Below are 22,824 nucleotides of genomic sequence, written 5' to 3'. Positions count from 1 at the left end.
CGATCACTGTTGTCCGGGGTAATGCGAATTTTACCGGCACGGATACTTTGTGGCGGGTGGCGCGCTTTTCCTCTCCCTTATTCCCAACTGGCTGAAACTCACACTTGCTGCCGTTCTGGCGGCATTTTTGTTTCTGGGGGCTGGATACACCTACGGCGCGATCAAAGAGCGACAGCGGGCCGCGTTGGCTGCGGCAGCGGCTACAGCAAAGGCATTAGAGAAAAGGGCGGGTATCGATGAAACGATTATTGGCATGGATGCTCATAGGCTCTGCCTTGAGCTTGGCGGGCTGCGCGACGAGTGCGCCCAATTGCGCAGGCTGGAAGCGGATCGGCGTTAAACCGGATACAGCCGTCTATCTGGCTGGAAACGATCTTGGCGCAGGGCAGGGCATTGCTGCGCATAATGCATATGGAAAAAGGGCGGGTTGCTGGAAATGATGGAGGAACCCATGGGCGACAGACAAATGATGGGGATGAACATCGACATGAAAATGAGCCTCGGCAACATTATAACCATTCTCACAGTCGTTGTCGGGATATCAGTTTCTTATGCAGTCATTCGGGAGGGTGTTGATCGAACCAAGATCGATGTCACAAAACTGGAAACACGCATCGACCGGCTGGAAACCCAGAATGGCGATGTGCGCGACAGGATGACAAGAATGGAGGTCACGCTTCAAAACATGGCGATCAATATAGATCGGGTTGCTAGGTTCGTTGATACAACCGAACAGCGCGACATTGAACGAAAAAATGCGCGCTGATTGCGGGGTGACACTCCGGTGAAACCACGGAGATTGCAAGCCTTTGATATCGCTCAATCCGGCCTCAGCAAACGCCAAGTTTTTGCCATAGCAAATGCCGTTTCTGTAACGCTGCCGTAACGTTTCAGCGTCTTAAAGCGTCTTATTCAGACGTGAGTAAAACGGGCAAAGCGCGACTCGGTGAGTAGCGAACGCAATCCTGTGAGTACGCATTCGCGTTTGTGAGTATTTGGTGAGTAGAGATTGCCGTAAGCGTAGCTTCTGTGGCTAAGTCATTGATTTTATGGTGCCGCTTAGGTGACTCGAACACCTGACCCCATCATTACGAATGATGTGCTCTACCAACTGAGCTAAAGCGGCATGGAGCCATCGCTCCAAAATTAGAAAGGCGTATCTCGATTTCCTTCCGAACGCTGCGCTGATACCGAAATCGCGAACGGAAAGCAAGGCTGAAATCGCATAATAAGAAGGTTTGTTGGAAAGTCGCGCAAGCAGTCCGTTGCCGAATATGGCACGTGCAGGATTGCGCAATGGGCCATTTTATGCGCAGGCGCATAGTCTTCTACGCGACTCTCTATATTGCTGTTCAAATTTGTCGATGAGTTTCGCAACAGGAAGCACTTGCTTGATGGTGCCGATGCCCTGTCCACAGCCCCATATGTCCTTCCATGCCTTTGCGTCCTCCTTGTGGGCGGCATCGAAATTCATTTTGGATGGATCGGCCGACGGCAGGTTATTCGCATCAAGCCCTGCAAGTTCAATAGAAGGCTTGAGATAATTACCGGCAACACCAGTGAAATAATTAGAATAGACGATGTCCGATGCGTTGCTGTCGACAACCATCTGCTTATAGGCGTCAGAAGCCCGTGCCTCCTCTGTAGCAATGAAAGGTGAGCCTATATAGGCCAGGTCTGCTCCCATCGCCTGTGCGCCCAGGATCGAACCACCATTGGCGATGGCACCGGAAAGAAGCAAAGGACCGTCGAACCATTCGCGGATTTCCTGTATCAGCGCAAATGGCGACAATGCGCCTGCATGACCGCCTGCTCCCGCTGCCACGGCAATCAGCCCGTCTGCGCCTTTTCTGATCGCTGAATTGGCATGGCGATTATTTATGACGTCATGCAGAACGATACCGCCATAGGAATGAATTGCTGCGTTGACTTCGGGTACGGCACCAAGCGACGAAATTACGATCGGTACCTTATACTTAACGCAGAGGCCAAGGTCATGCTCAAGCCGCTTGTTGGATTGATGCACAATCTGGTTGACGGCGAAGGGGGCCGCTTTACGGTCTGGATTGGCTTTATCATGTGCAGCAAGCTGCTCGGTGATTTCAGACAGCCATTCGTCCAGTTGCGTTTCAGGCCGTGCATTGAGCGCGGGGAAGGAGCCGACAATTCCAGCTTTACACTGCGCCAGCACGAGATTGGGATTGGAAATGATGAATAGGGGAGCACCGATGACAGGAATACGCAATTTTCCCTGTAATGATTCTGGCAATGCCATCTGCGTTCTCCTCCACAATTGACGTTTTCGTAAACGTAATTACTATCACGCTTGGCATGATCGGCAACAGCAAAGATAGCGGGTGGGGACTAGTGTGGTGAGTTTGACGTTCCTATCATTAATGTGGCATCCACACTCAGGAACTTAAAATCCCTAAACTACTTTAGATTTAATGATTTACGGGTGTGGCTTTGAAGCTGACATGCGATCAAAGCTCTGCTCCAAAGTGATTTGAATTTCGGAGTAGCCACACTGGCTGGTAGGCGTAACTTGCTGAAAGCCGTGGAAAATGCCACAGGAAAACAGCATTTACTGCTTAGTTTAGTCATATGACTGGTCAAAACTGTCAGGATAAAGCTAAATATGTTGAATTATTCGAAAAATTTGCAAGGTTTTGCAAATACTGCGTTGCAGCCATCAGTTTGACCATGTTGGAATGCGAAGCGATGAGAGCAAGTACGGAAAGAACACCTTTTGGATAATATCGAACGCGCCATCAGAAATGCATTAGCGAAGGTTGATGTACACAATGTGTCGAGCCGTCAACGCATTTACGAATCGGCGTGGAGCGCACATGAGCGTGCGCTTGTGGGCAATGCAGCGCTGGATGATGCTCAAAAAGAGCAGCGTCGACAAAAGCTGAAGGATGCGATTTCCAAAGTCGAACAGGAAATGCGTGCTGTCGGATCAGACTTTGTTGAACCAGCATTGGATGCACCACAAAAGGATGATGTTTTTCTCGAGGATGCACTGGCTGACGATATTGCCACCCTCGATACCGGTGCGCTTCGGTCGCAACAGGCGCAGTGGGACTTGGAAGACAAAAAACGCGCAGGCGCCGATCTCGGCTACCAAAGCGGCGTTTCGCGCAAGGAAATGCGCAAACGAAATAGCGAGAAAAAAAAGAACCGTTCGCCCTTGTTTCGTTATGGCGTCCCTGTATTGCTGCTCCTTGCCGCACTGGTTATCGGCTATTCGCTTTACAGTAGTTTCACCGATCTGAGCCGTCGGCCGTCAAACTCTGTGGCGGCGGGGGGAGCGGATATGGCGCCGTTGAAAGAAGGTCAGGAGCCGGGCGATGAGACCTGGATTACCATTTACCAACCTTCGGAGGCGACACGCATTACCGCTCAGGGGCGTGCAACGGCAGAAATCCTGCGCGACGGCGCACGTAGTTTCGCGCGCATAACATCGCCCGATGCCGATACCACCATCACATTTGACGTAGGCGAAGGTATTCTGGATCAGTTGGCCGGAAGAAAAGCCACCTTCGATATTATTGCCAAGGCTGAAGACGGCGAGCTCACCCAAATGTCGATCTCCTGCAACTTTGCGGGCCTCGGTGATTGTGGACGCCGGCGCTACGACGTCAACCAGACCATGAGCGATTTCCTGTTCGATGTGGATTTTGCAAGTGGCACGAAAGCGGGTGGGGCTGGCACGATCGCCATCACATCGGACGTGGCGGGAACTGGAAAACCGGTTGATATCTACGAGATAAGGGTTTCACCAAACGCGCAATGATAGGTGGCTCCATCGTCAGCGCAGCATCTTCTCCAGCGTTTCAAGCCGGTCGGCTTCGCGTGGTGGTTTGTCCCAGCGCAGCCTTGAAAAACGCGGGAAACGCATGGCAACACCCGATTTATGGCGACTGGAGCGGTTAAGACCTTCGAAGGCGACTTCCACCACAAGCCCATGATCGGGTTCTGCGCGCACGGAGCGTACCGGGCCAAAGCGCTCAAGCGTATTGTCGCGGACAAACTTGTCCAGAAGTTTGAGTTCCTCGTCGGTAAACCCAAAATAGGCCTTGCCAACAGGCACTAGAACCGGTTCGTCCTCTGGTCCGGTCCACACAGCAAAAGTGAAATCAGAATAATAACTTGAGCGTTTTCCATGACCGCGCTGGGCATAAACGACTACGGCATCGATGGTGAAAGGATCGCGCTTCCATTTGAACCATGGTCCTTTCGGACGCCCCGGCAGATAGAGGCTGTCATGGCGTTTGAGCATAAGCCCTTCAATCACCGGGTGCGGTGGGTTCAGGCGGAGATTTGCGAGTTCGTCGAAATCGGCAAACTGCAGGACTGGCGACAGATCGAACCGGCGCTTGTCGAGTTTTGCGATAAAGTGGGCGAGGCTTGCGCGCCGCTCAGAAAAGGGCAGGGCGCGCAAATTCTCGCCACTTTGCTGATTGCCGTCCTGCAACAAGTCATAGGCACGTATAAATGCGGGGTATTCGCGCAACTGCTTGGCGGTCACGGTCTTGCGGTTCAGGCGCTGCTGTAAATCGGAGAACGTCGCGGTTTCAATGCCGGTTTCTCCGTGATGTCCGACGAGCAATTCACCATCAATAGCCCCTTCAAAATCCATTGCTTCCAGCACATCGGGAAAAGCACTGGAAATATCGTCGCCGGTGCGTGAATAGAGCCGTCGGACACCATTTTCCGACACAGCCTGCACGCGAATGCCATCCCATTTCCATTCTGCGCTATAGGCTGAAGGATCAAGTGAAGGGATATCCCCTTCATCCAGTGCTGTTGCCAGCATGACAGGACGAAATGGGGCGTCCGCGGTTGCAGATGGTTTTGGGTCATTGCCTTCAAGCCACGCAAACAAGTCTCCGAAAGGCGAGGCTTGTCCATGCCAGAGTTCTTCAATCTCAATGACATCGACCTCGCCGAAATCAGCCAAGGCCTGTTTGGCAAGCCGGGCCGACACACCGATGCGCAAGCCCCCTGTGACAAGTTTCAACAGCGCGTAGCGTTCTGAAATACCCAGCAGGTCAAGCCACCCCGCGACCAGCAATGGCCCCTCACGGCGCGAGGCGTTCTGTAGTTCATGCACCACGACATCAAGCGGCAGATTGGCACCCATGGGCGTTTCGTTGGGACCGGGCCAGATCAGCGAAATCGTTTCAGCAAGATCGCCGACGTAATCATATGAATAGGCGAAAAGCGTGGGATCGCTGCGCTCGGCGATGAGCGCACGCAGCATGGCTGGCTTGACGCTCTGCAATTCCAGATCGCGGGTGATTGCAGCCAGCGCAAGACCGCGATCCGGGTCTGGCGTTGCGCGGAAATAATCGACCAGCAGCCGCAATTTGCCATTGCGTTGCGGCGTCAGCACAAGACGATCCAGAAGTTCGGCAAAGTTCCGCATCAGTCGCCCTCATCTTCGTAGCCGACCAGATGCAGCGGTTGCGCCGGAATGTTCTGTAATTCGCACCAGCGCACCAATGCTTCTTCGCGGCCATGCGTGACCCAGACTTCGGCCGGTTTTATCTCGCTGATGGTGGCAATCAGCTCGTCCCAGTCGCAATGATCGGAAATGATCAGCGGCAGCTCGACCCCGCGCTGTTTGGCACGCTGGCGAATACGCATCCAGCCCGAGGCAAAAGCAGGCAGCGGATCGGGAAAGCGTCGCGCCCAGCGATCGGAAAAGGCAGAAGGCGGCCCAACCACGATCTTGCCTGCAAAATCGGGCATGGCATCACCACGCTCCAGTGTGGCAGGCAGGAGATGTCCGAGTTCAATGCCTTGCGTTTGATAATAATCGCACAGTTTCTGCAAACCGCCATGAATATAGATCGGTTCGTCATAACCTGCCTGACGGATCAGCCGGATCACCCGCTGCGCCTTGCCGAGCGAATAGGCACCCACCAGATGCGAGCGCTCCGGGAACTGCGACAGTGATTTTAAAAGTGTTGCAATTTCGCGTGCAGCCTCTGGATGGCGAAACACCGGCAAAGCGAATGTTGCCTCGGTGATGAAGACATCGCAGGCAATCGGCTCAAAAGGCGCGCAGGTGGGATCGGATGCGCGTTTGTAATCGCCGGACGCAACAATGCGTGTGCCGTCTTTTTCAACCGCGATCTGTGCCGAACCCAATACGTGTCCGGCATTGCGAAAGCTGACAGCGACACCGTTGATCGTCAGTTTCTTGCCGATATCGGCGGCTTGCGTGCTGCCTGCAAAATCTGCACCGTAACGGATGGCCATGATTTGCAATGTTTCCCGCGTTGCCAGCACATGGCCGTGACCGGCACGGGCATGGTCGGAATGACCATGGGTGATCAGCGCGCGATCAACTGCGCGTACCGGATCGATATAGAAATCGCCGGGCGGGCAATAGAGGCCTTTGGGTGTGGGACGCAGGAGTTTGTTGAAACGCATGCCATGTTAGATAGGTCAGCAGCGTGACGTCGAAAAGAGGAGCGAAGATTACGCCAGCGAAAATGAGAACAAAAGTGAACAAACATCTTGGCGTAGAGCTTCGGCAGCATTAGATTGGTGGCGTGACGCTGAACCAGAGCCAGACCCTTGAGACTGCCGCCATTCATCTGCCTGACCGTTTTATAAAATGGTTCGGGGACAAGGGATGGTCGCTGCGCGCGCATCAGCTAGAGTTGGTCGCACGCGCCGAACAAGGGCAATCCACGTTGCTGATCGCGCCCACGGGAGCCGGCAAGACGCTGGCCGGTTTTCTGCCTGCCCTGGTGGATATTGAAAAACTTGGAAGCAAAAATCCCGGCATGACGAACCGTGGCGTGCATACGCTCTATATCTCGCCGCTCAAGGCGCTTGCCGTCGATATTCATCGCAATCTCACCGTACCCGTCGAGGAGATGGGGCTCGATATCAGCATCGAAACCCGAACCGGCGACACGCCTGCGCACAAGCGGCAACGCCAGAAACTGGCACCGCCCGATATTCTGCTGACCACACCGGAACAGCTTGCACTGCTGATTGCTTCCAAAGGGGCTGCGCAGTTTTTCAAGAGCCTGCGTTATGTGGTGCTGGATGAATTACACTCGCTGGTGATCTCCAAGCGCGGACATTTGCTGGCATTGGGACTGGCGCGATTGCGCCGTCTGCAACCGAAATTGCAGACCATTGGATTGTCCGCGACGGTCGCAGAGCCGGATGAGCTGCGCCGCTGGCTGGTCGAGCAGGATGATGCAGATTGTAAAGCGGGTCTTGTGACTGTCGATGGCGGTGCGAAGCCCGAAATCACCATTCTCGATTCGGAAGAACGGGTGCCATGGGCCGGTCACTCGTCACGCTATGCCATCGCCGATATTTACAAGGCTGTGCAGGCCCATCGCACGACATTGCTGTTCGTCAATACGCGCAGTCAGGCGGAAATGCTGTTTCAGGAATTATGGCGCATCAACGAAGACACATTGCCGATTGCGCTGCATCACGGCTCGCTTGATGCCAGTCAGCGCCGTAAGGTCGAGCAGGCCATGGCTGCCAACACTTTGCGCGCGGTTGTTGCCACCTCCACACTTGATCTTGGTATTGACTGGGGCGATGTCGATCTGGTTATTCATGTCGGCGCACCCAAGGGCGCAAGCCGTCTGGCCCAGCGCATCGGTCGTGCCAATCACCGCATGGATGAGCCAAGCCGCGCTATTCTGGTGCCTGCCAATCGTTTCGAGGTGATGGAATGTCGCGCAGCGCTTGATGCCAATTATCTCGGCGCCCAGGATACACCACCCTTGATCGAGGGGGCGCTGGATGTGCTGGCGCAGCACGTGCTCGGCATGGCTTGCGCCGAACCGTTTCAGTCCGATCGGCTTTACGGTGAAGTGCGGAGTGCTGCTCCCTATGCACATCTTTCGCGTGAAACATTTGATCGTATTCTCGATTTTGTGGCAACAGGCGGCTATGCGCTCAAAACCTATGAGCGCTTTGCCAAAATCCGTAAAACGGTTGACGGCATATGGCGGGTTTCCAATCCGCGTATCGCCCAGCAATATCGCCTCAATATCGGCACCATCGTCGAAGCGCCTGAGCTCAATGTTCGTCTTACACGTGGTGGCAAGGGAGCGAATGCCAGAGGCGGGCGCGTGCTGGGGCGGATCGAGGAATATTTCCTCGAAACCCTGACGCCGGGCGACACGTTCCTGTTTGCCGGAAAGGTGCTACGGTTCGAGGGTATTCGCGAAAACGAATGCATGGCCTCCAATGCCGCCGGACAGGACGCCAAAATCCCGGTCTATGCGGGTGGAAAATTCCCGCTCTCTACTTATCTGGCTTCCGAGGTGCGCGCCATGCTGGCCGATCGCAGCCGCTGGCAATTCTTGCCCGAACAGGTGCGTGAATGGCTGGAGATACAGCAATTCAAATCCATATTGCCGCGTAAGGACGAATTGCTCATCGAAACCTTTCCCAAAGGCGGGCGCTTTTACATGGTTGCCTATCCTTTTGAGGGACGGCTTGCACACCAGACGCTCGGCATGTTGCTGACGCGAAGGCTAGAACGCATGGGTGCGCATCCGCTGGGCTTTGTCGCAACGGATTATTCCATTGGGCTCTGGGGCCTCAAGGATATGGGCGCGATGATCGCTGCCCAAAAACTTAGCCCGACGCGCCTGTTCGACGAGGACATGCTGGGCGATGATCTCGAAGCATGGCTCGATGAAAGCTACCTTTTGAAGCGTACCTTTCGCAATTGCGCGGTGATTTCCGGCCTGATCGAGCGCAGGCATCCCGGACAGGAGAAAACCGGGCGGCAGGTGACAATCTCGACCGACCTTATTTATGACGTGCTGCGCAGCCATGAACCAGACCATATATTGTTGCAGGCGACACGCGCTGATGCGGCGACTGGACTTCTGGATATCAAACGTCTTGGAGAGATGCTGGCCCGTGTGAAAGGGCATCTTCTGCATAAACCGCTGGAGCGTATTTCTCCGCTGGCACTCCCTGTCATGCTTGAAATCGGACGCGAACGCGTGGCAGGAGACGGTGACGAAATGCTGCTTGAAGAAGCAGCCGACGATCTGATCAGAGAAGCGATGCAATGAATATCAACTTGGGAAACAGTGGTGTCTATAGTCTCGCGCAGGCGGAACTGCGTGGAATAGCCGTCATTTATGACCCGTCCGGTGCTTTGTTTGTGCCGGATATGCAGATGCTGGTCGTCTCTGACTTGCACCTTGAAAAAGGCTCGTCCTTTGCCCGGCGTGGCCAATTGATCCCGCCTTATGATACGGGCGCAACACTCGATATGCTGGCTGAGGTCGTTGCGCGCTACGAGCCGAAAAGTATCATCAGTCTTGGCGACAGTTTTCATGACGCCAAGGCCAGCCAACGCTTGCCAGTGCCTTATGCGCTGCGCCTGCGCTCTTTGATGCAGCACCGCGACTGGTATTGGATTACTGGCAATCATGACCCTGAGCGCCCTCAAGGTTTGCCCGGCGACTGTGTGAAGGAATTGGTCATGGGACCGCTCATCTTTCGTCATGAGCCTTCGCGAGGGCAGACACCGGGCGAGGTTGCGGGACATCTCCATCCCGCAGCACGCATCGTGCGGCGGGGGCGTTCGGTCCGGCGTCCTTGTTTTGCAAGCGATGGCGAGCGGCTCATCATGCCTGCCTTCGGCGCTTATACCGGCGCACTTAATGTGCTCGACCGCGCTTTTCGTGGCCTGTTCATCAATGAAATGTTGTGCGCCTATATGTTGGGGCAAGGGAGGGTTTATCCGATTGCACATAAGGCACTGGTCGGCGGTTAGTCTCTTTTGAAAAGAAGACGTCCCGCCCAGCCGGTAAAGACCGCCAAAAACACCGCGAACAGGCCATAATAGAAGCTGTATTTATGGGCGGCATCATAGATATTTTGTTCAACACTTGCCTTGACGATTTCAAGGCTGGCATTGGCTTCACGCAGGAAGACGCCATTGCGGAACAGCAATGCGCGTGCGCGATGACGTCCGACCGGAACATTTGTCGACAGGCTGAGCGTAGCGCGAAACAAGGTGCGTGAGATAAACTCGACCCCGCCGATGCGCTGGCTGTAAAGGCCTTGCTGGATTTTCATTTCGCGTAATTGATTGCCGAAGGCCGGAATATTACCCGAAAGGCTCGCCGGGTCTTCGGGACGAAGATAGAAATTGCGCACGCCGACCGAAAGCTGGCGGAAAATCTTGTCGTCGGCAATGTCCTGTAAATTACGCGTGGAAGCAAGCGAATAGGACAGCGGTACGCCCATAAAAGTTTCCGACGCAGCATTGAGCCATATGCCGAGATAACGTTCTTTCTTGCGCACCACCAGATCGCGTGAAGGACCCTGCAGCACTACAATAATGTCATAATGGCCCTGACGCTGGATCGCCGGATCGGCATTGTCCAGTGCGCCGAAGATTGTCAGTTCCGTGCCGCCGAAATTCGACGCGATGGCAATCATCTCGGTCGAAAGGCCGATCTCTATGGTTTCTTCTGCCGGGTTCTGCAATTGTGGTACTGCATTGCCTTCGCCAGTGGAATTGAGCTGCGCCATTGCGGGCGCGCCAGAAAGTCCGAAGAGAAATGCGGATATGAGACTGAGCTTTCTCATATTACATATCCGCTATCGTGATCGAGAACAGATTGTCAGGCCGCACGAACAGGCCAAAGGCAAGACGTAAGCCCACTGCAAGCACAAGAAGTGCGAGCAGCAGACGCAATTGTTCGCCGCGCAGTTTCTGTCCCGCGCGTGCGCCATATTGTGCGCCGATCACGCCGCCCACCATCAGCAGAAACGCCAGAACAATATCGATGGACTGGTTCGTCGTTGCCTGCATCACGGTAGTGAAAGCGGTGACAAATGTGATCTGGAACAGTGATGTGCCCACAACCACATTGGTTGGCACATGCAGCAGATAGATGAGTGCGGGCACCATGATGAAGCCGCCGCCAACACCCATCACCGATGACAGAAGGCCGATAAAAAACCCGATGCCGAGCACCGGAATGATGCTCACATAAATGGTCGAGGCGCGAAACCGCATCTTGAAAGGCAGCTTGTGGATCCACGTATGCTGGCCAGGACGGCGGATAGCTCCAGCCTGACCTTTTTTGACGCGGCGAAGCGCGCGTACGCTTTCAACAAGCATCAGTCCGCCAACTGTGCCGAGAAAAAAGACATAGAGGATGGAAACAATCAGATCGAGTTGGCCGAGCTCGCGGAGCCACGAAAACAGGAAAATTCCGAGCAACGAGCCGACAAGGCCGCCTGCGACGAGAAAGAGTCCAAGCTTTATATCGAGCGTCCGTCGTTTGAAATGCGCTAACGCCCCCGACACAGATGAAGCGATGACCTGATTGGCGCCTGTCGCAACAGCAATGGCTGGCGGGATATTATAGAAGATCAGAAGCGGCGTGATCAGAAAGCCGCCGCCGACGCCAAAAAGGCCGGATAAAAAGCCCACAGCAGCACCCATGCCGAGCAGAGCCAGCATGTTGACCGACAACTCCGCAATGGGAAGATAAATGCCCACTTCCGAACCCGGCTTTCAAGAACGTACACCTATTGGCCGCCTCGGTTGCGCAGGGGGCCATCACTTATGGTCTTGCGTTGCTATCGCCATGATGTCAAACGAGAAATGGCTTGTGGACAAACTTGTGTGGATAGTGTCGCTTTCCTGCAATGGTTGCCTTCAAAATCCGGCGCAGCCATACGATTTCAGTCTTTCTTCTGAAACAGCATGATTGTCAGATTGTGGTCGATCACGCCGGTTGGGTTCAGCCCGTTAGCCTTCTGATAAACCGTGATCGCTTCACGCGTCTTGTCATTGATGGTTCCGTCGATTGCTCCTACAGCATAGCCTTCATTTCGCAGGATGATCTGGATCGCCTGAATGGTCTTTTTTGTGTCGATTGAACCGGTAAGGATCGTATCTTTTTCCCAGGCATCCGGCACAGTTATAGAATTGGTCGCCGTATCCATCGGCTTGGTCTGAAACGATAGGACCGAGGCCTTCGCCTGTTCAAGCTTTTCAGGGTCAAGCGAAGCGGCAATCTGATCGCGCTTGTCGGCGGCTTCCCTGTCGCCTGCATTGGCAGCCAAGGCGAACCACTTATAGCTCTCTTCCAGATTGGCAGGCATGCCGACGCCCTTCGCGGCAAGGATGCCCATATTAAATTGGCTGTCCTTTATGCCGAGCTCTGCCGCCCTGGCAAACCAGTGTGCGGCGGCAACATTATCAGAGGGGCCATCTTTGCCGGAGGCAATAAGTACCGCGAGATTATGCATGGCGCTGGCATTGCCCTGATGAGCTGCCTTTTCATACCATGCGCGCGCTTTTTTCAGATCGAGCGGAACACCACGTCCCTTTTCGTTGAAGCTTGCGATCCTGTATTGTGCAGGCGCAAATCCTTTTCCTGCGGCTTTTTCATACCATGACGCGGCTTTGCTCATATCAGCCGGCACGCCACGTCCATCCATGTAACGGTTGCCGATTTCAAACAGCGCCAGTCTGTCACCTTGCGCGGCCGCTTCGCGCAGGGCAATTGGCCCGACCTCTACCGGCACCGAAATATGTAACGCTTTAGTGGATTGTAAAGCAGTCGCGGCTGGCATTGGGCTGCCTTTTACCGGTTCCACCTGCTGTTTTGCAGGCTGCGATGCGGGGTCTTTCAGCGTCTCTATGGCTTGATCGGCTACCACTTCGACCGGCTCCCTGTCGCTGAAATAGGCGCTGCCGATCTGAAGGCCGGTTATCGCGAAAAGAACCGCACCTATAGCCAGAAGAATGAACTTGCGATTATTGCGCCGGTCTTGCGCCTCTTCACTCTCCTGCGATTGCGTAACGGCTATCTCCGCCGCGCGACGGGCCGCAGTGATCAGCTCCCGCTTACCGAAGGCGGCAGATGCTTCCTCAGTGGGATCCTCCTGCCGACGTCGTTCTTCTCGAACGCGTTTCAAGATCGTATTGAGATCAGGCAGTTGTTCGCCGGAAAAATGCTCATCCTTTTGCGCTAGCAACCGGGAAACGGGTTCAATGGTCGGTGGCGTTTTTTCAGTCTCGTCGTTTGAGGGCGGCTTTTGATCGCCGCGTTCAAATACGGCCTTTGCCTTTGTATCGAAGACGGCAGACTTATCGAGGGCATCCTGTGCTGTTATGCCGAGAGGAGGCGCAACCGTTGGCTTGCCGTTCACTTCGTTCTCAAGTCTCGTCAGACGCTCTGCAATGGTGCTGAGTGTACCGGTGACGGTCTCAAACGTCCGGCTGTTGCGATCATCAGCATTGCGGGCCAGCGTTTCGAGCGATTTTATGTCAGCGGCAAGCTGTTGCGCAATTGTGCTCTCTCCGTGTGAGCTTTTTTGCATCGCGCGTTCGATCGCAGTTTCGGTAGCTACACGTGCGGCTTCCAGCACATTCTCATTCGCGTTTACAATCGAGCGCTCGATGGAGGCAAGGCGCGGTGTTATTTCAGCGAGCTCGATGGCAGGCTTTGCCAGATGGCGGGCAATATCACCAATCTGCGCTTCCAGATTGGCAATGGCATCGCTGTGCAGATAGCGCATGGAATAATCATGATCGAGGCGCTCCGTCAGTTCGGTAAAGCGGCGCTCGATCGTATCAAGAAGGACGGGTTGGGTCTCAAGAGCGCGCTTTTCTGCAACCTCCAGCTTCTCGCCAATAATATCAAGCTGTGTTTCAAGATTGCGGTAATCATTATGGCTCAAGCCGTCCACCACCTTGGCAACCTGATGGGCGAGCAGGTTCATGTGATGGGCGAGCTGGTCCGTCACGCGACCGGGCAGGGCTTGACGATCGGAGAGATCTTCGATGCGCCGGGAAAGCTCTTCCAACTTCTGGAAAAGGGCAACGTAATCGTGGTGTTGTGTGGGAGCCAAAGCAATCTGCCGTTCCATATCTGACAGACGGTTTTCAATGTGATCTAGCCGTAGCGGTGTTTTGCTTTCCCCGAATGGTGTCGATTGGGCGCGGCGCGCAGATGCCTTCGTGCTGCCCTGCTTAAATTCCATCAATCTGTGCTCAAGGCCAGCAAGCGTCCGGTCAAGTTCCTGCATGGCATCAGAGGCGGGGAGACGTTCACGCTGTGCATTCAATGCCTCCAGTCTGGAGCGGGACCCGGAAACCAAATCTGAATCAGCCATGAGAAATTCGCTTTTTTAAAATGATAGAATGTCACCGGTTGGCTTGTATGGGCGAAACAGGAGAATCTTTGCGCGGTAATATTTGTACATTCATAGTAAACACGCCGTTAACACACCGGGTTAAGACTTGGTTTTTGCAAGAATTTTTACGCTCTCGCTCATATTGTGCCAAAGAGTAGAGGCCGCATATAAGAAAAGCCCGGCTGATGACAGCCGGGCTTTCAAAAAAACTGTAACTGTTGGAGGTGAGGAAGTCAGGCTACATCTTCAACCTGATCGAGATAGTCTCCGTAACCCTCGGCTTTCATCTCGGTTTTTGGAATAAAGCGCAAGGCAGCAGAATTGATGCAATAGCGAAGCCCACCGCGATCTGCAGGGCCATCGGGGAAAACGTGGCCCAAATGGCTGTCGCCATATGCTGATCGTACTTCGGTACGCACCATACCGTGCGATGCGTCGGTCAATTCGCTTATATGGGCGGGTTCGATCGGCTTGGTGAAGCTCGGCCAGCCGCAGTGGGATTCGTATTTGTCGCTCGATGCGAAAAGCGGCTCGCCAGAGACGACATCGACATAAATTCCGGGCTGCTTATTATACAGATACTCGCCGGTTCCAGGCCGTTCGGTGCCGCTTTCCTGCGTGACGCGGTATTGCTCAGGTGTCAGTTGCGCGATCTTCTCGGAAGATTTGCTGTATTTCATGGCGACACTCCTTTTCGTGTCTCTGATTTAGGCGGTTTGTCCGCGATATTCCAGAGGAATGAGCGCAAACAATTCATGACAGCCTTACAAAATATTTTTAAGCACGAATAAAGCTTTACGTACCTCAAAACGAAAGTTAAGCTCCCAAGAACGAGGCTTTGGGAGGAGTTCACGTGCAATCAGATGGTTCGGAAAAAATGCGGCGAGGCATATGCCGCGCACTGGGTCCGGTGGCCGGGGCGTGCGCATGACTGCATTCAGGAACGCGTCCGTGAATCCGACCACAGCGACTGAAAAATCTCCTGTTATCGAGACGGTTTCGCTTTCGAAATCCTTCGGTCCGGTGCAGGTTCTCAAAGGCATCAGCCTTAAGGTTTACCCCGGCGAGGTTCATGCCATTATCGGCGAGAACGGAGCGGGTAAATCCACGCTGATGAAGCTGCTGGCGGGAAACGAGCGTCCAAGCGGCGGGGAAATCCGCATTGACGGCAAGCCGGTCAGTTTCAGTGATCCGGTCGCGGCGGAAGCGCAGGGCATCGTGCTGGTGCATCAGGAAATATTACTGGCACCCGATCTTACCGTAGCGCAGAATATCTATCTCGGACGCGAACGGACAAAGGGCATCAGTGTCGATGACCGCGCCATGCGCGAGGGTGCGCGAAAGGCCATCCACGATCTTGGCGCCGAAATCGATCCCGATGCGGTGGTGGCAAGCCTGTCGATTGCCCAGCGGCAACTGGTGCAGATCGCGCGCGTGCTTCTGGTCCCTCATCGCGTGGTGATTTTCGATGAGCCGACGGCATCCTTGACACCATTCGAGACGGAGGCGCTTCTAAAGCTCATCAAGGATATCCGCGCCAAGGGTGTTGCGGTGCTTTATATCTCGCATCGCCTGCCAGAGGTGAAGGAAATCTCCGACCGCGTGACGGTGCTGCGCGATGGATCGCTCGTTGCAGACCATAATACCCAGGATTTGCAACCATCCGACATGGCCCGACTAATGGTCGGACGCGATATAGCAAAGCTTTATCCTGACCGCGCTGCAGTTCACGCAGGGGAGAGCGTTCTTGAGGTGCGTGGCTTCGATGTTCCAGGCTATGTGCGAAACGCATCTTTCCTGTTGAGCAAAGGCGAGATTTTGGGGTTCGCCGGCCTGGTCGGGGCGGGGCGTACCGAATTGATGGAAGCTGTCGTCGGTCTGCGACCCGGCAGGGGTGAGGTGCGCCATAATGGCAAACCGGTCGTTTTCTACAATGCGCATCAAAGCCTGACGGCGGGCATCGCCTATCTCAGCGAAGATCGCAAGGGGCGGGGTCTGCTGCTTGGAAAGGACCTGCGCGTCAATCTCACGCTGGCCTCATTGTCGAAATTCATCAGTCGTTTGCAGATCGACCGCAAGCGCGAGAGTGCGGCCCTTGACGATGCCATTCGTGATTTCGATATCCGCACCGGGCGCAAGGATATCCTGGCCGGACAGCTTTCTGGAGGTAATCAGCAAAAGCTGCTTCTGGCCAAGATGATGCTGCTCGATCCGTCAATCATCATTATAGACGAGCCGACACGTGGCATCGATGTCGGCACCAAACAGCAGATCTATCAGTTCATTGCGGGACTGGCCGATGAGGGTCGGTCAATCATCGTGGTTTCGTCGGAAATGCCGGAACTGATCGGCATCTGCGACCGTATTATGGTGATGCGCGAGGGGCATATTGCAGGCGAAGTGAGTGGTGAGCGGATGACCGAGCAAGTAATCGTCGCGCTCGCGACCGGCGTTGGCACAGAAGAAGCAGCATAAATGACAAGCAGGGGACAGATGACACAGGTCGAATCCGATAAAAGCCGTGTGCCGAAAACGTCAAAAGACTGGGATTTGCGGGCGGTCGCCCCCTTTATAGCACTGGCATTGCTGCTGGTTTTAGGCGCGATCACCAATCCCAACTTCATCAGCATCGATAATCTGCTCAATGTGATGACTCGCGCTGCCTTCATCGCGGTCATTGCCGTGGGTGCAACCTATGTAATTTCCTCCGGCTGTCTCGATCTATCGGTCGGTTCTATGGTGGCTTTCGTTGCCAGCATGATGATTTTGTTCATCAATTCAGGCGTGATAGCCGATCCTGTCCTCATGTTGATTGCCGCCATCATGCTCGCTTTGGTGCTGGGCGCGGCCTGCGGTCTTCTCAATGGCCTGATTACGACGGTCGGGCGCATAGAGCCGTTTATCGCGACCCTCGGCACCATGGGCATCTATCGCGGCCTGACCACATGGCTGTCGCAAGGGGGGGCGATTACGCTGCGCAATCCCGACATCCAGTCCATGTATCGCCCGGCCTATTTCGGCAATATTTTGGGCGTGCCGGTGCCGGTGATCGTCATTTTCGTGACCGCAGCCCTTGCCGCCTTCGTTCTTTATCGCACGCGCTATGGTCGGCACCTTCTGGCTGTTGGCTCTAGCGAAGACGTGGCGCGCTATTCGGGCATATCGGTCAGGCGGGTGCGCACGATTGCGTATGTTGTACAGGGACTTTGCGTTGCAGTCGCAGTGCTTCTTTACGTGCCGCGTCTGGGTTCGACCTCGGCGCAGACCGGCATGATGTGGGAACTCAATGCAATCACCGCGGTCGTTGTCGGTGGCACTGTGATGCGTGGTGGTGTCGGACGCATCTGGGGCACGATCTGCGGCGCCTTCATTCTGGAATTCGTCAGCAACATCATGCTGCTGTCGAATTTCATCAGTGAGTATCTGATCGGGGCCATTCAGGGTTCGATCATCATCATTGCCATGTTGGTGCAACGTTCATTGTCGCGGCGATGAAAAGCATATCTCCTAAAACGGATACCGGTTTTCGGAGAGCGGCATGTAGTGAAAAGCAGAATTGGCGGGATTGTAGGGGCGGTTCCGGCATTATCATGGGCGAAAAGGCCCCGTTTTTGGGAGGAAGATATGCGAAGGAAATTATTGGGCGTTGCTTTCGCCGCTCTGGCCGCAGGGGGCATGGCTTTCACAGGGGCTGCCAGTGCGCAGGATAAGAAGGTCACCATTGGCGTGTCCATTCCGGCGGCTGATCATGGCTGGACCTCTGGTGTCGTCTACCATGCGGAGCGCGTGGCAAAACTCCTGATGGAAGAGCATCCGGGTCTTAATGTCATCGTCAAGACGTCGCCGGATGCTGCGAGCCAGGCCAACGCCTTGCAGGATCTGGCGGTGCAGGGGCTTGACGGTCTCGTTGTCCTGCCGACCGATCCAGATCCGCTCGTCAATGCCATCAAGGAGGTCAAGGACAAGGGTACTTTCGTCGCTCTTGTCGACCGTGCCCCCAGCACCAACGACAATGCAATCCGCGATCTCTATGTCGCTGGCAACAACACGGCCCTTGGTCAGGTTGCCGGCGAATATATCAAGGAAACCACGCCGGATGCGCAAGTCGTGGTCATTCGCGGTTTGCCGATCCCCATTGATCAGCAGCGTCAGGATGGTTTCGACAAGGGTATTGAAGGTTCCAACGTCAAAATTCTCGACCGTCAATATGGCAACTGGAGCCGCGACGATGCTTTCCGCGTGATGCAGGATTTCTTGACCAAGCATCAGAAGATCGATGTGGTCTGGTGTCAGGATGACGACATGGCCGTTGGCGTGCTCGAAGCCATCAAGCAGGCCAATCGTGAGGACATTCAGTATATCATTGGTGGTGCAGGCTCCAAGGACATGATCAAGAAAGTCATGGACGGCGACAAGCTGGTGCCGGTTGATGTGCTTTATCCGCCGGCAATGGTGGCGACCGCCATGCAGATCACTGCCGGTCATTTCTATGACCAGATTCCGGTCAGCGGCGAATATATTCTCGATGCAACGCTCGTCACAAAAGACAATGCCGAGCAGTTCTATTTCCCGGATTCGCCGTTCTAATGCCAATATGCGCCCGCTGTTCTGGCGGGCGCATCCGTTTCATGATGTGGAGGAGTTTTCAATGAAGACGATCAAGGGGCCGGGAATATTTCTTGGCCAGTTTGCAGGCGATGCGGCACCCTTCAATAGCTGGGACAGCATCACCAAATGGGCGGCGGAAAAGGGTTATGCCGGGGTTCAGGTGCCGACATGGGCAAGCCAGTTGATCGATTTGAAAAAGGCTTCTGAATCAAAAGATTATTGTGATGAGTTCGCAGGCGTGGCTAAAGAAAACGGCGTCGAGGTGACCGAGCTTTCCACCCACCTGCAAGGCCAGCTCGTTGCCGTTCATCCGGCCTATGACGAGGCTTTTGACGGTTTTGCTGTACCTGAAGTGCGCGGCAACCCGAAAGCCCGGCAGGAATGGGCGGTCGAGCAGGTCAAAATGGCCATCCGTGCCTCACGCCATCTTGGCATCACGGCGCATGCAACCTTTTCAGGCGCGCTTGCATGGCCGTTCATATATCCTTGGCCGCAGCGCCCGGCCGGTCTCGTCGAGACGGCTTTCGAGGAGCTGGCGCGGCGCTGGACACCGATCCTTGATCATGCCGACGAACACGGCGTCGATATCTGTTATGAAATTCATCCGGGCGAAGATCTGCATGACGGCATAAGCTTCGAGATGTTTCTGGAACGCGTGAACAACCATAGCCGCGCCAACATGCTCTACGACCCCTCTCATTATGTGCTGCAATGTCTTGATTATATTGATAATATCGATATTTATAAAGACCGTATCAAGATGTTCCACGTCAAGGATGCGGAGTTTAACCCGACCGGGCGGCAGGGCGTCTATGGTGGCTATCAGGGCTGGGTCGAGCGGGCCGGGCGCTTTCGTTCGCTGGGCGACGGACAAGTTGATTTCGGTGCAGTTTTCTCCAAAATGGCGGCAAATGATTTCGATGGCTGGGCCGTGGTCGAATGGGAATGCGCCTTGAAACACCCCGAGGACGGCGCGCGCGAAGGTGCGGAATTCGTGAAGGCACATATCATCCGCGTGACTGAAAAAGCCTTTGACGACTTTGCCGCGGGCGGCACTGATGAAGCGGCCAATCGCCGTATGCTCGGACTTGAGACGAAGTGAGACAGCCATGACGATTGAAGCCAAAACGAAAGAAACAGCAAGCCCGCGCATCCGGCTTGGTATGGTCGGTGGTGGTTCAGGCGCCTTCATCGGCGGCGTGCATCGCATGGCCGCACGGCTCGATAACCGCTTTGATCTGGTGGCGGGAGCGTTATCCTCGTCGCCGGAAAAAGCGAGAGACTCTGGGCGTGAACTGGGCCTTGGGGAGGACCGCATCTATTCAAGTTACAAGGACATGGCGATCCGTGAAGCGCGGCTGAAAAACGGCATTCAGGCCGTTTCCATCGTCACACCCAATCATGTGCATTACGATGCCGCGAAAGAGTTTTTGAAGCGCGGCATTCATGTGATCTGCGATAAGCCGCTGACCTCGACGCTGGCCGACGCGAAGAAACTGAAAAAGCTTGCCGATGAAAGCAACGCACTTTTCGTTCTTACCCATAATTATACCGGCTATCCGATGGTGCGCCAGGCGCGCGCCATGATCGCCAATGGCGAATTGGGCGATCTGCGGGTCGTGCAGGTCGAATATGCACAGGACTGGCTGACCGAAGCTGTTGAGGCGACCGGGGCCAAGGGTGCCGTCTGGCGCACCGACCCGGCGCAGTCGGGGCTTGGCGGGGCGACGGGGGATATTGGAACGCACGCCTTTAATCTTGCTTCTTTTGTGACCGGCCTGACACTTGAAAGCCTTGCCGCTGATCTCGATTGTTTCGTAGAAGGTCGTCGCCTCGACGACAATGCGCATGTGATGCTGCGTTTTGAAGGGGGCGCCAAGGGCATGCTCTGGTGCAGCCAGGTAGCACCCGGTAATGAAAACGGGTTGCGGCTCAGGGTCTATGGCACGAAGGGCGGAATCGAATGGGCACAAGAAGATCCGAACCGGCTGTGGTTTACACCGTTTGGCGAAGAAAAGCGGCTGATCACTCGTGGTGGTGCGGGTGCGGGAGTAGAAGCAGCACGGGTGACGCGTGTGCCATCAGGCCACCCGGAAGGCTATCTCGAGGCCTTTGCCACGATCTATAGCGAGGCGGCCAATGCGATTGACGCGCATGCGCAAGGCAGCAAGCCTGATAATGCAGTGATCTACCCGACAGTTGATGACGGGTTGCAAGGGGTCGCCTTCATCGATGCCTGTGTGCGCTCATCGGCGAAGAATGGCGGCTGGGTGAAGTTGTAGGAAAGGAATCCCGGCATGGACCGGTTCACGGGCGGCTGCCTCTGCGGCAATGTGCGGATTGTTGCAACTGGCCGTCCCTATCGGGTCGGTCTTTGCCATTGCCTTGATTGCCGCAAACATCATGGCGCACTTTTTCACGCTTCGGCCATTTTCCCAGAGAATGCCGTGACGATTGAAGGCGAAACGCGCGACTATGCCGGGCGTTTCTTCTGTCCGAAATGTGGTTCGCCGGTGTTTTCGCGCACCGGCGATGAAACCGAAGTGAACCTTGGCTCATTGGATGATGCCGCTGACCTGATCCCGACCTATGAGCTCTGGACAATCCGCCGCGCATCGTGGCTGCCGTCATTTTCGCTTAAACACCATTATGCGCGCAATCGCACAGCACCGGGCCGCCACGAGGATTAGGCGGCCCGTAATGTGTCACATCAAACGTAGCGGTTGACCACGTTTTCCAGATATTCCTGGCGGCCCGATTTCGGGTGCGGATTGATATTGTTTGTCTCGACTTCAGCAGCAATGGCATCGAGTGAAAGATCGCTCAGAAGTTTTTTGCCAAAATTGCCGCCCCAGCCTGAATAACGCTCGTCGAGCGGTTTTGAAAGGGCTCCGTCTTCGACCATGCGTGCTGCGGCTTTAAGGCCGCGTGCGCAACAATCCATGCCGCCAATATGGCCGATCAGGATGTCCTGCGGGTCGAGCGACTGGCGGCGCAACTTGGCATCAAAATTGGTGCCACCATTCTTGAATCCGCCGTCGAGCAACACCTGATAATAGGCGAGCGCCATTTCGGGTACGTTGTTGGGGAACTGGTCGGTGTCCCAACCGGACTGGTAATCGTTGCGGTTCATGTCGATGGAACCGAGAACGCCCAGCGTGCGCGCCAGTGCCAGTTCATGCTCAAAAGAATGACCGGCAAGGATGGCATGGCCCTGTTCGATATTGAGCTTCACCTCGTTCTCAAGTCCATATCGCTTGAGGAAACCATAAACCGTCGCCACATCGTAATCATATTGATGCTTGGTCGGTTCCTGTGGCTTTGGCTCGATGAGGATCGTACCCTTAAAACCGATCTTGTGCTTGTATTCGACCACCAGGTTGAGGAAGCGCCCCATCTGGTCTAGCTCACGTGAAAGGTCGGTATTGAGCAAGGTCTCATAGCCCTCGCGACCGCCCCAGAGCACGTAATTATCGCCGCCAAGCCGTTTTGTGGCGTCAAGGCAAGTCTTTACGGTCGCCGCCGCAAAAGCAAAAACATCCGGGTCGGGATTTGTAGCGGCACCCGACATATAGCGGCGATGGGAGAACAGATTGGCCGTTCCCCAGAGCAGTTTTATCCCAGTCTCACTCTGCTTTTTTTCAAAAATATCAACTATTTCATTAAGGTTCTTTGTGTTTTCAGCGAAGCTGTCGCCTTCGGGACGAACATCGGCGTCGTGAAAGCAATAGAAGGGCGCTCCAAGCAGCGAGAAAAACTCGAAAGCGACATCGGCTTTCAGTTTTGCCGCTGCCATACCGTCCTTGTACCAGGGGCGGTCAAAGGTGCGTCCACCGAACGGGTCGCCGCCCTCCCAGGCAAAGCTGTGCCAATAGGCAACAGCAAAACGCAGATGTTCTTCCATGCGTTTGCCGAGCAAGATTTCGTCCGGGTTATAATGGCGGAAAGCCAGCGGATTGTCGCTGTCTTCACCCTCATAGCCAACCTTTTCGATATCGCCGAAAAATCCCGTCGTCATATTTATCCTCC

General features: G+C 54.9%; 19 protein-coding genes and 1 tRNA gene. 11 read left to right on the top strand and 9 right to left on the bottom strand.

Annotation, left to right across the window (positions count from 1 at the left end; all coding sequences use genetic code 11):
* The first annotated feature begins 49 nt into the window (after positions 1–49).
* Entirely contained in the window at positions 50–340 is a 291-nt protein-coding gene (locus AAIB41_RS15235; protein ID WP_343314884.1) for a hypothetical protein, read from the top strand.
* A 111-nt stretch (positions 341–451) separates the two neighbouring features.
* On the top strand, positions 452–766 hold the full coding sequence (locus AAIB41_RS15230; protein WP_343314883.1) for a hypothetical protein: 315 nt from the start codon (positions 452–454) through the stop codon (positions 764–766).
* Between the two features lie 284 nt (positions 767–1,050).
* Here the strand turns inward: AAIB41_RS15230 and AAIB41_RS15225 are convergent.
* Positions 1,051–1,126, bottom strand: a tRNA-Thr gene (locus AAIB41_RS15225).
* A gap of 180 nt (positions 1,127–1,306) precedes the next feature.
* Positions 1,307–2,275: a nitronate monooxygenase family protein gene (locus tag AAIB41_RS15220; RefSeq protein WP_343314882.1), complete on the bottom strand. Its 969-nt coding sequence runs from the start codon at positions 2,273–2,275 to the stop codon at positions 1,307–1,309.
* A 474-nt stretch (positions 2,276–2,749) separates the two neighbouring features.
* Between AAIB41_RS15220 and AAIB41_RS15215 the strand changes: the two genes are divergently transcribed.
* Complete coding sequence (locus tag AAIB41_RS15215; RefSeq protein WP_343314881.1) at positions 2,750–3,799, top strand: hypothetical protein; 1,050 nt, start codon at positions 2,750–2,752, stop codon at positions 3,797–3,799.
* 15 nt (positions 3,800–3,814) lie between these two features.
* Here the strand turns inward: AAIB41_RS15215 and AAIB41_RS15210 are convergent, their stop codons facing one another.
* The gene (locus AAIB41_RS15210; protein ID WP_343314880.1) at positions 3,815–5,434 is read right to left on the bottom strand and encodes a cisplatin damage response ATP-dependent DNA ligase; all 1,620 of its coding nucleotides are present in this window, start codon (positions 5,432–5,434) and stop codon (positions 3,815–3,817) included.
* Complete coding sequence (locus tag AAIB41_RS15205; RefSeq protein WP_343314879.1) at positions 5,434–6,447, bottom strand: ligase-associated DNA damage response exonuclease; 1,014 nt, start codon at positions 6,445–6,447, stop codon at positions 5,434–5,436. The genes AAIB41_RS15210 and AAIB41_RS15205 overlap by 1 nt, the downstream gene beginning before the upstream one ends.
* A 122-nt stretch (positions 6,448–6,569) precedes the next feature.
* Between AAIB41_RS15205 and AAIB41_RS15200 the strand changes: the two genes are divergently transcribed.
* Complete coding sequence (locus tag AAIB41_RS15200; RefSeq protein ID WP_343314878.1) at positions 6,570–9,086, top strand: ligase-associated DNA damage response DEXH box helicase; 2,517 nt, start codon at positions 6,570–6,572, stop codon at positions 9,084–9,086.
* The gene (pdeM, locus tag AAIB41_RS15195) at positions 9,083–9,796 is read left to right on the top strand and encodes a ligase-associated DNA damage response endonuclease PdeM (RefSeq protein ID WP_343314877.1); all 714 of its coding nucleotides are present in this window, start codon (positions 9,083–9,085) and stop codon (positions 9,794–9,796) included. The genes AAIB41_RS15200 and pdeM overlap by 4 nt, the downstream gene beginning before the upstream one ends.
* Here pdeM and AAIB41_RS15190 read toward each other — a convergent pair.
* From AAIB41_RS15190 to msrB, 4 genes are all read right to left on the bottom strand, one after another.
* The gene (locus tag AAIB41_RS15190) at positions 9,793–10,617 is read right to left on the bottom strand and encodes a TIGR02186 family protein (protein ID WP_343314876.1); all 825 of its coding nucleotides are present in this window, start codon (positions 10,615–10,617) and stop codon (positions 9,793–9,795) included. The two genes, pdeM and AAIB41_RS15190, sit on opposite strands and share 4 nt — an antisense overlap.
* Position 10,618: 1 nt before the next feature.
* Entirely contained in the window at positions 10,619–11,500 is an 882-nt protein-coding gene (locus AAIB41_RS15185; RefSeq protein WP_343316094.1) for a sulfite exporter TauE/SafE family protein, read from the bottom strand.
* A 224-nt stretch (positions 11,501–11,724) separates the two neighbouring features.
* The gene (locus AAIB41_RS15180) at positions 11,725–14,166 is read right to left on the bottom strand and encodes a peptidoglycan-binding protein (protein ID WP_343314875.1); all 2,442 of its coding nucleotides are present in this window, start codon (positions 14,164–14,166) and stop codon (positions 11,725–11,727) included.
* Positions 14,167–14,420: 254 nt separating this feature from the next.
* Positions 14,421–14,867 carry a peptide-methionine (R)-S-oxide reductase MsrB gene (msrB, locus tag AAIB41_RS15175; RefSeq protein ID WP_343314874.1) on the bottom strand — a complete coding sequence of 149 codons (447 nt, stop codon included), beginning with the start codon at positions 14,865–14,867 and terminating at the stop codon, positions 14,421–14,423.
* A gap of 271 nt (positions 14,868–15,138) precedes the next feature.
* Between msrB and AAIB41_RS15170 the strand changes: the two genes are divergently transcribed.
* From AAIB41_RS15170 to AAIB41_RS15145, 6 genes are all read left to right on the top strand, one after another.
* Complete coding sequence (locus AAIB41_RS15170) at positions 15,139–16,662, top strand: sugar ABC transporter ATP-binding protein (RefSeq protein ID WP_343314873.1); 1,524 nt, start codon at positions 15,139–15,141, stop codon at positions 16,660–16,662.
* Between the two features lie 18 nt (positions 16,663–16,680).
* On the top strand, positions 16,681–17,682 hold the full coding sequence (locus AAIB41_RS15165) for an ABC transporter permease (RefSeq protein WP_343314872.1): 1,002 nt from the start codon (positions 16,681–16,683) through the stop codon (positions 17,680–17,682).
* 129 nt (positions 17,683–17,811) lie between these two features.
* A complete protein-coding gene (locus tag AAIB41_RS15160; protein WP_343314871.1) occupies positions 17,812–18,774 on the top strand; it encodes a substrate-binding domain-containing protein in 963 nt (320 codons plus the stop codon).
* A gap of 61 nt (positions 18,775–18,835) precedes the next feature.
* A complete protein-coding gene (locus AAIB41_RS15155) occupies positions 18,836–19,897 on the top strand; it encodes a sugar phosphate isomerase/epimerase (protein WP_343314870.1) in 1,062 nt (353 codons plus the stop codon).
* A gap of 7 nt (positions 19,898–19,904) precedes the next feature.
* Positions 19,905–21,077: a Gfo/Idh/MocA family oxidoreductase gene (locus AAIB41_RS15150; protein WP_343314869.1), complete on the top strand. Its 1,173-nt coding sequence runs from the start codon at positions 19,905–19,907 to the stop codon at positions 21,075–21,077.
* 15 nt (positions 21,078–21,092) lie between these two features.
* Positions 21,093–21,485, top strand: coding sequence for a GFA family protein (locus AAIB41_RS15145; protein ID WP_343314868.1), 393 nt, complete (start codon positions 21,093–21,095; stop codon positions 21,483–21,485).
* A gap of 20 nt (positions 21,486–21,505) precedes the next feature.
* On the opposite strand, the gene xylA is transcribed toward AAIB41_RS15145, so the two are convergent.
* The gene (gene xylA, locus AAIB41_RS15140; protein WP_343314867.1) at positions 21,506–22,813 is read right to left on the bottom strand and encodes a xylose isomerase; all 1,308 of its coding nucleotides are present in this window, start codon (positions 22,811–22,813) and stop codon (positions 21,506–21,508) included.
* Positions 22,814–22,824 lie beyond the last annotated feature (11 nt).

It is taken from the genome of Brucella sp. BE17, from assembly GCF_039545455.1.
In the GTDB taxonomy this organism is placed as follows: Bacteria; Pseudomonadota; Alphaproteobacteria; order Rhizobiales; family Rhizobiaceae; genus Brucella.
The sequence above is the reverse complement of the archived record's forward strand: the minus strand, read 5'-3'. Positions and strand labels throughout refer to the sequence as shown.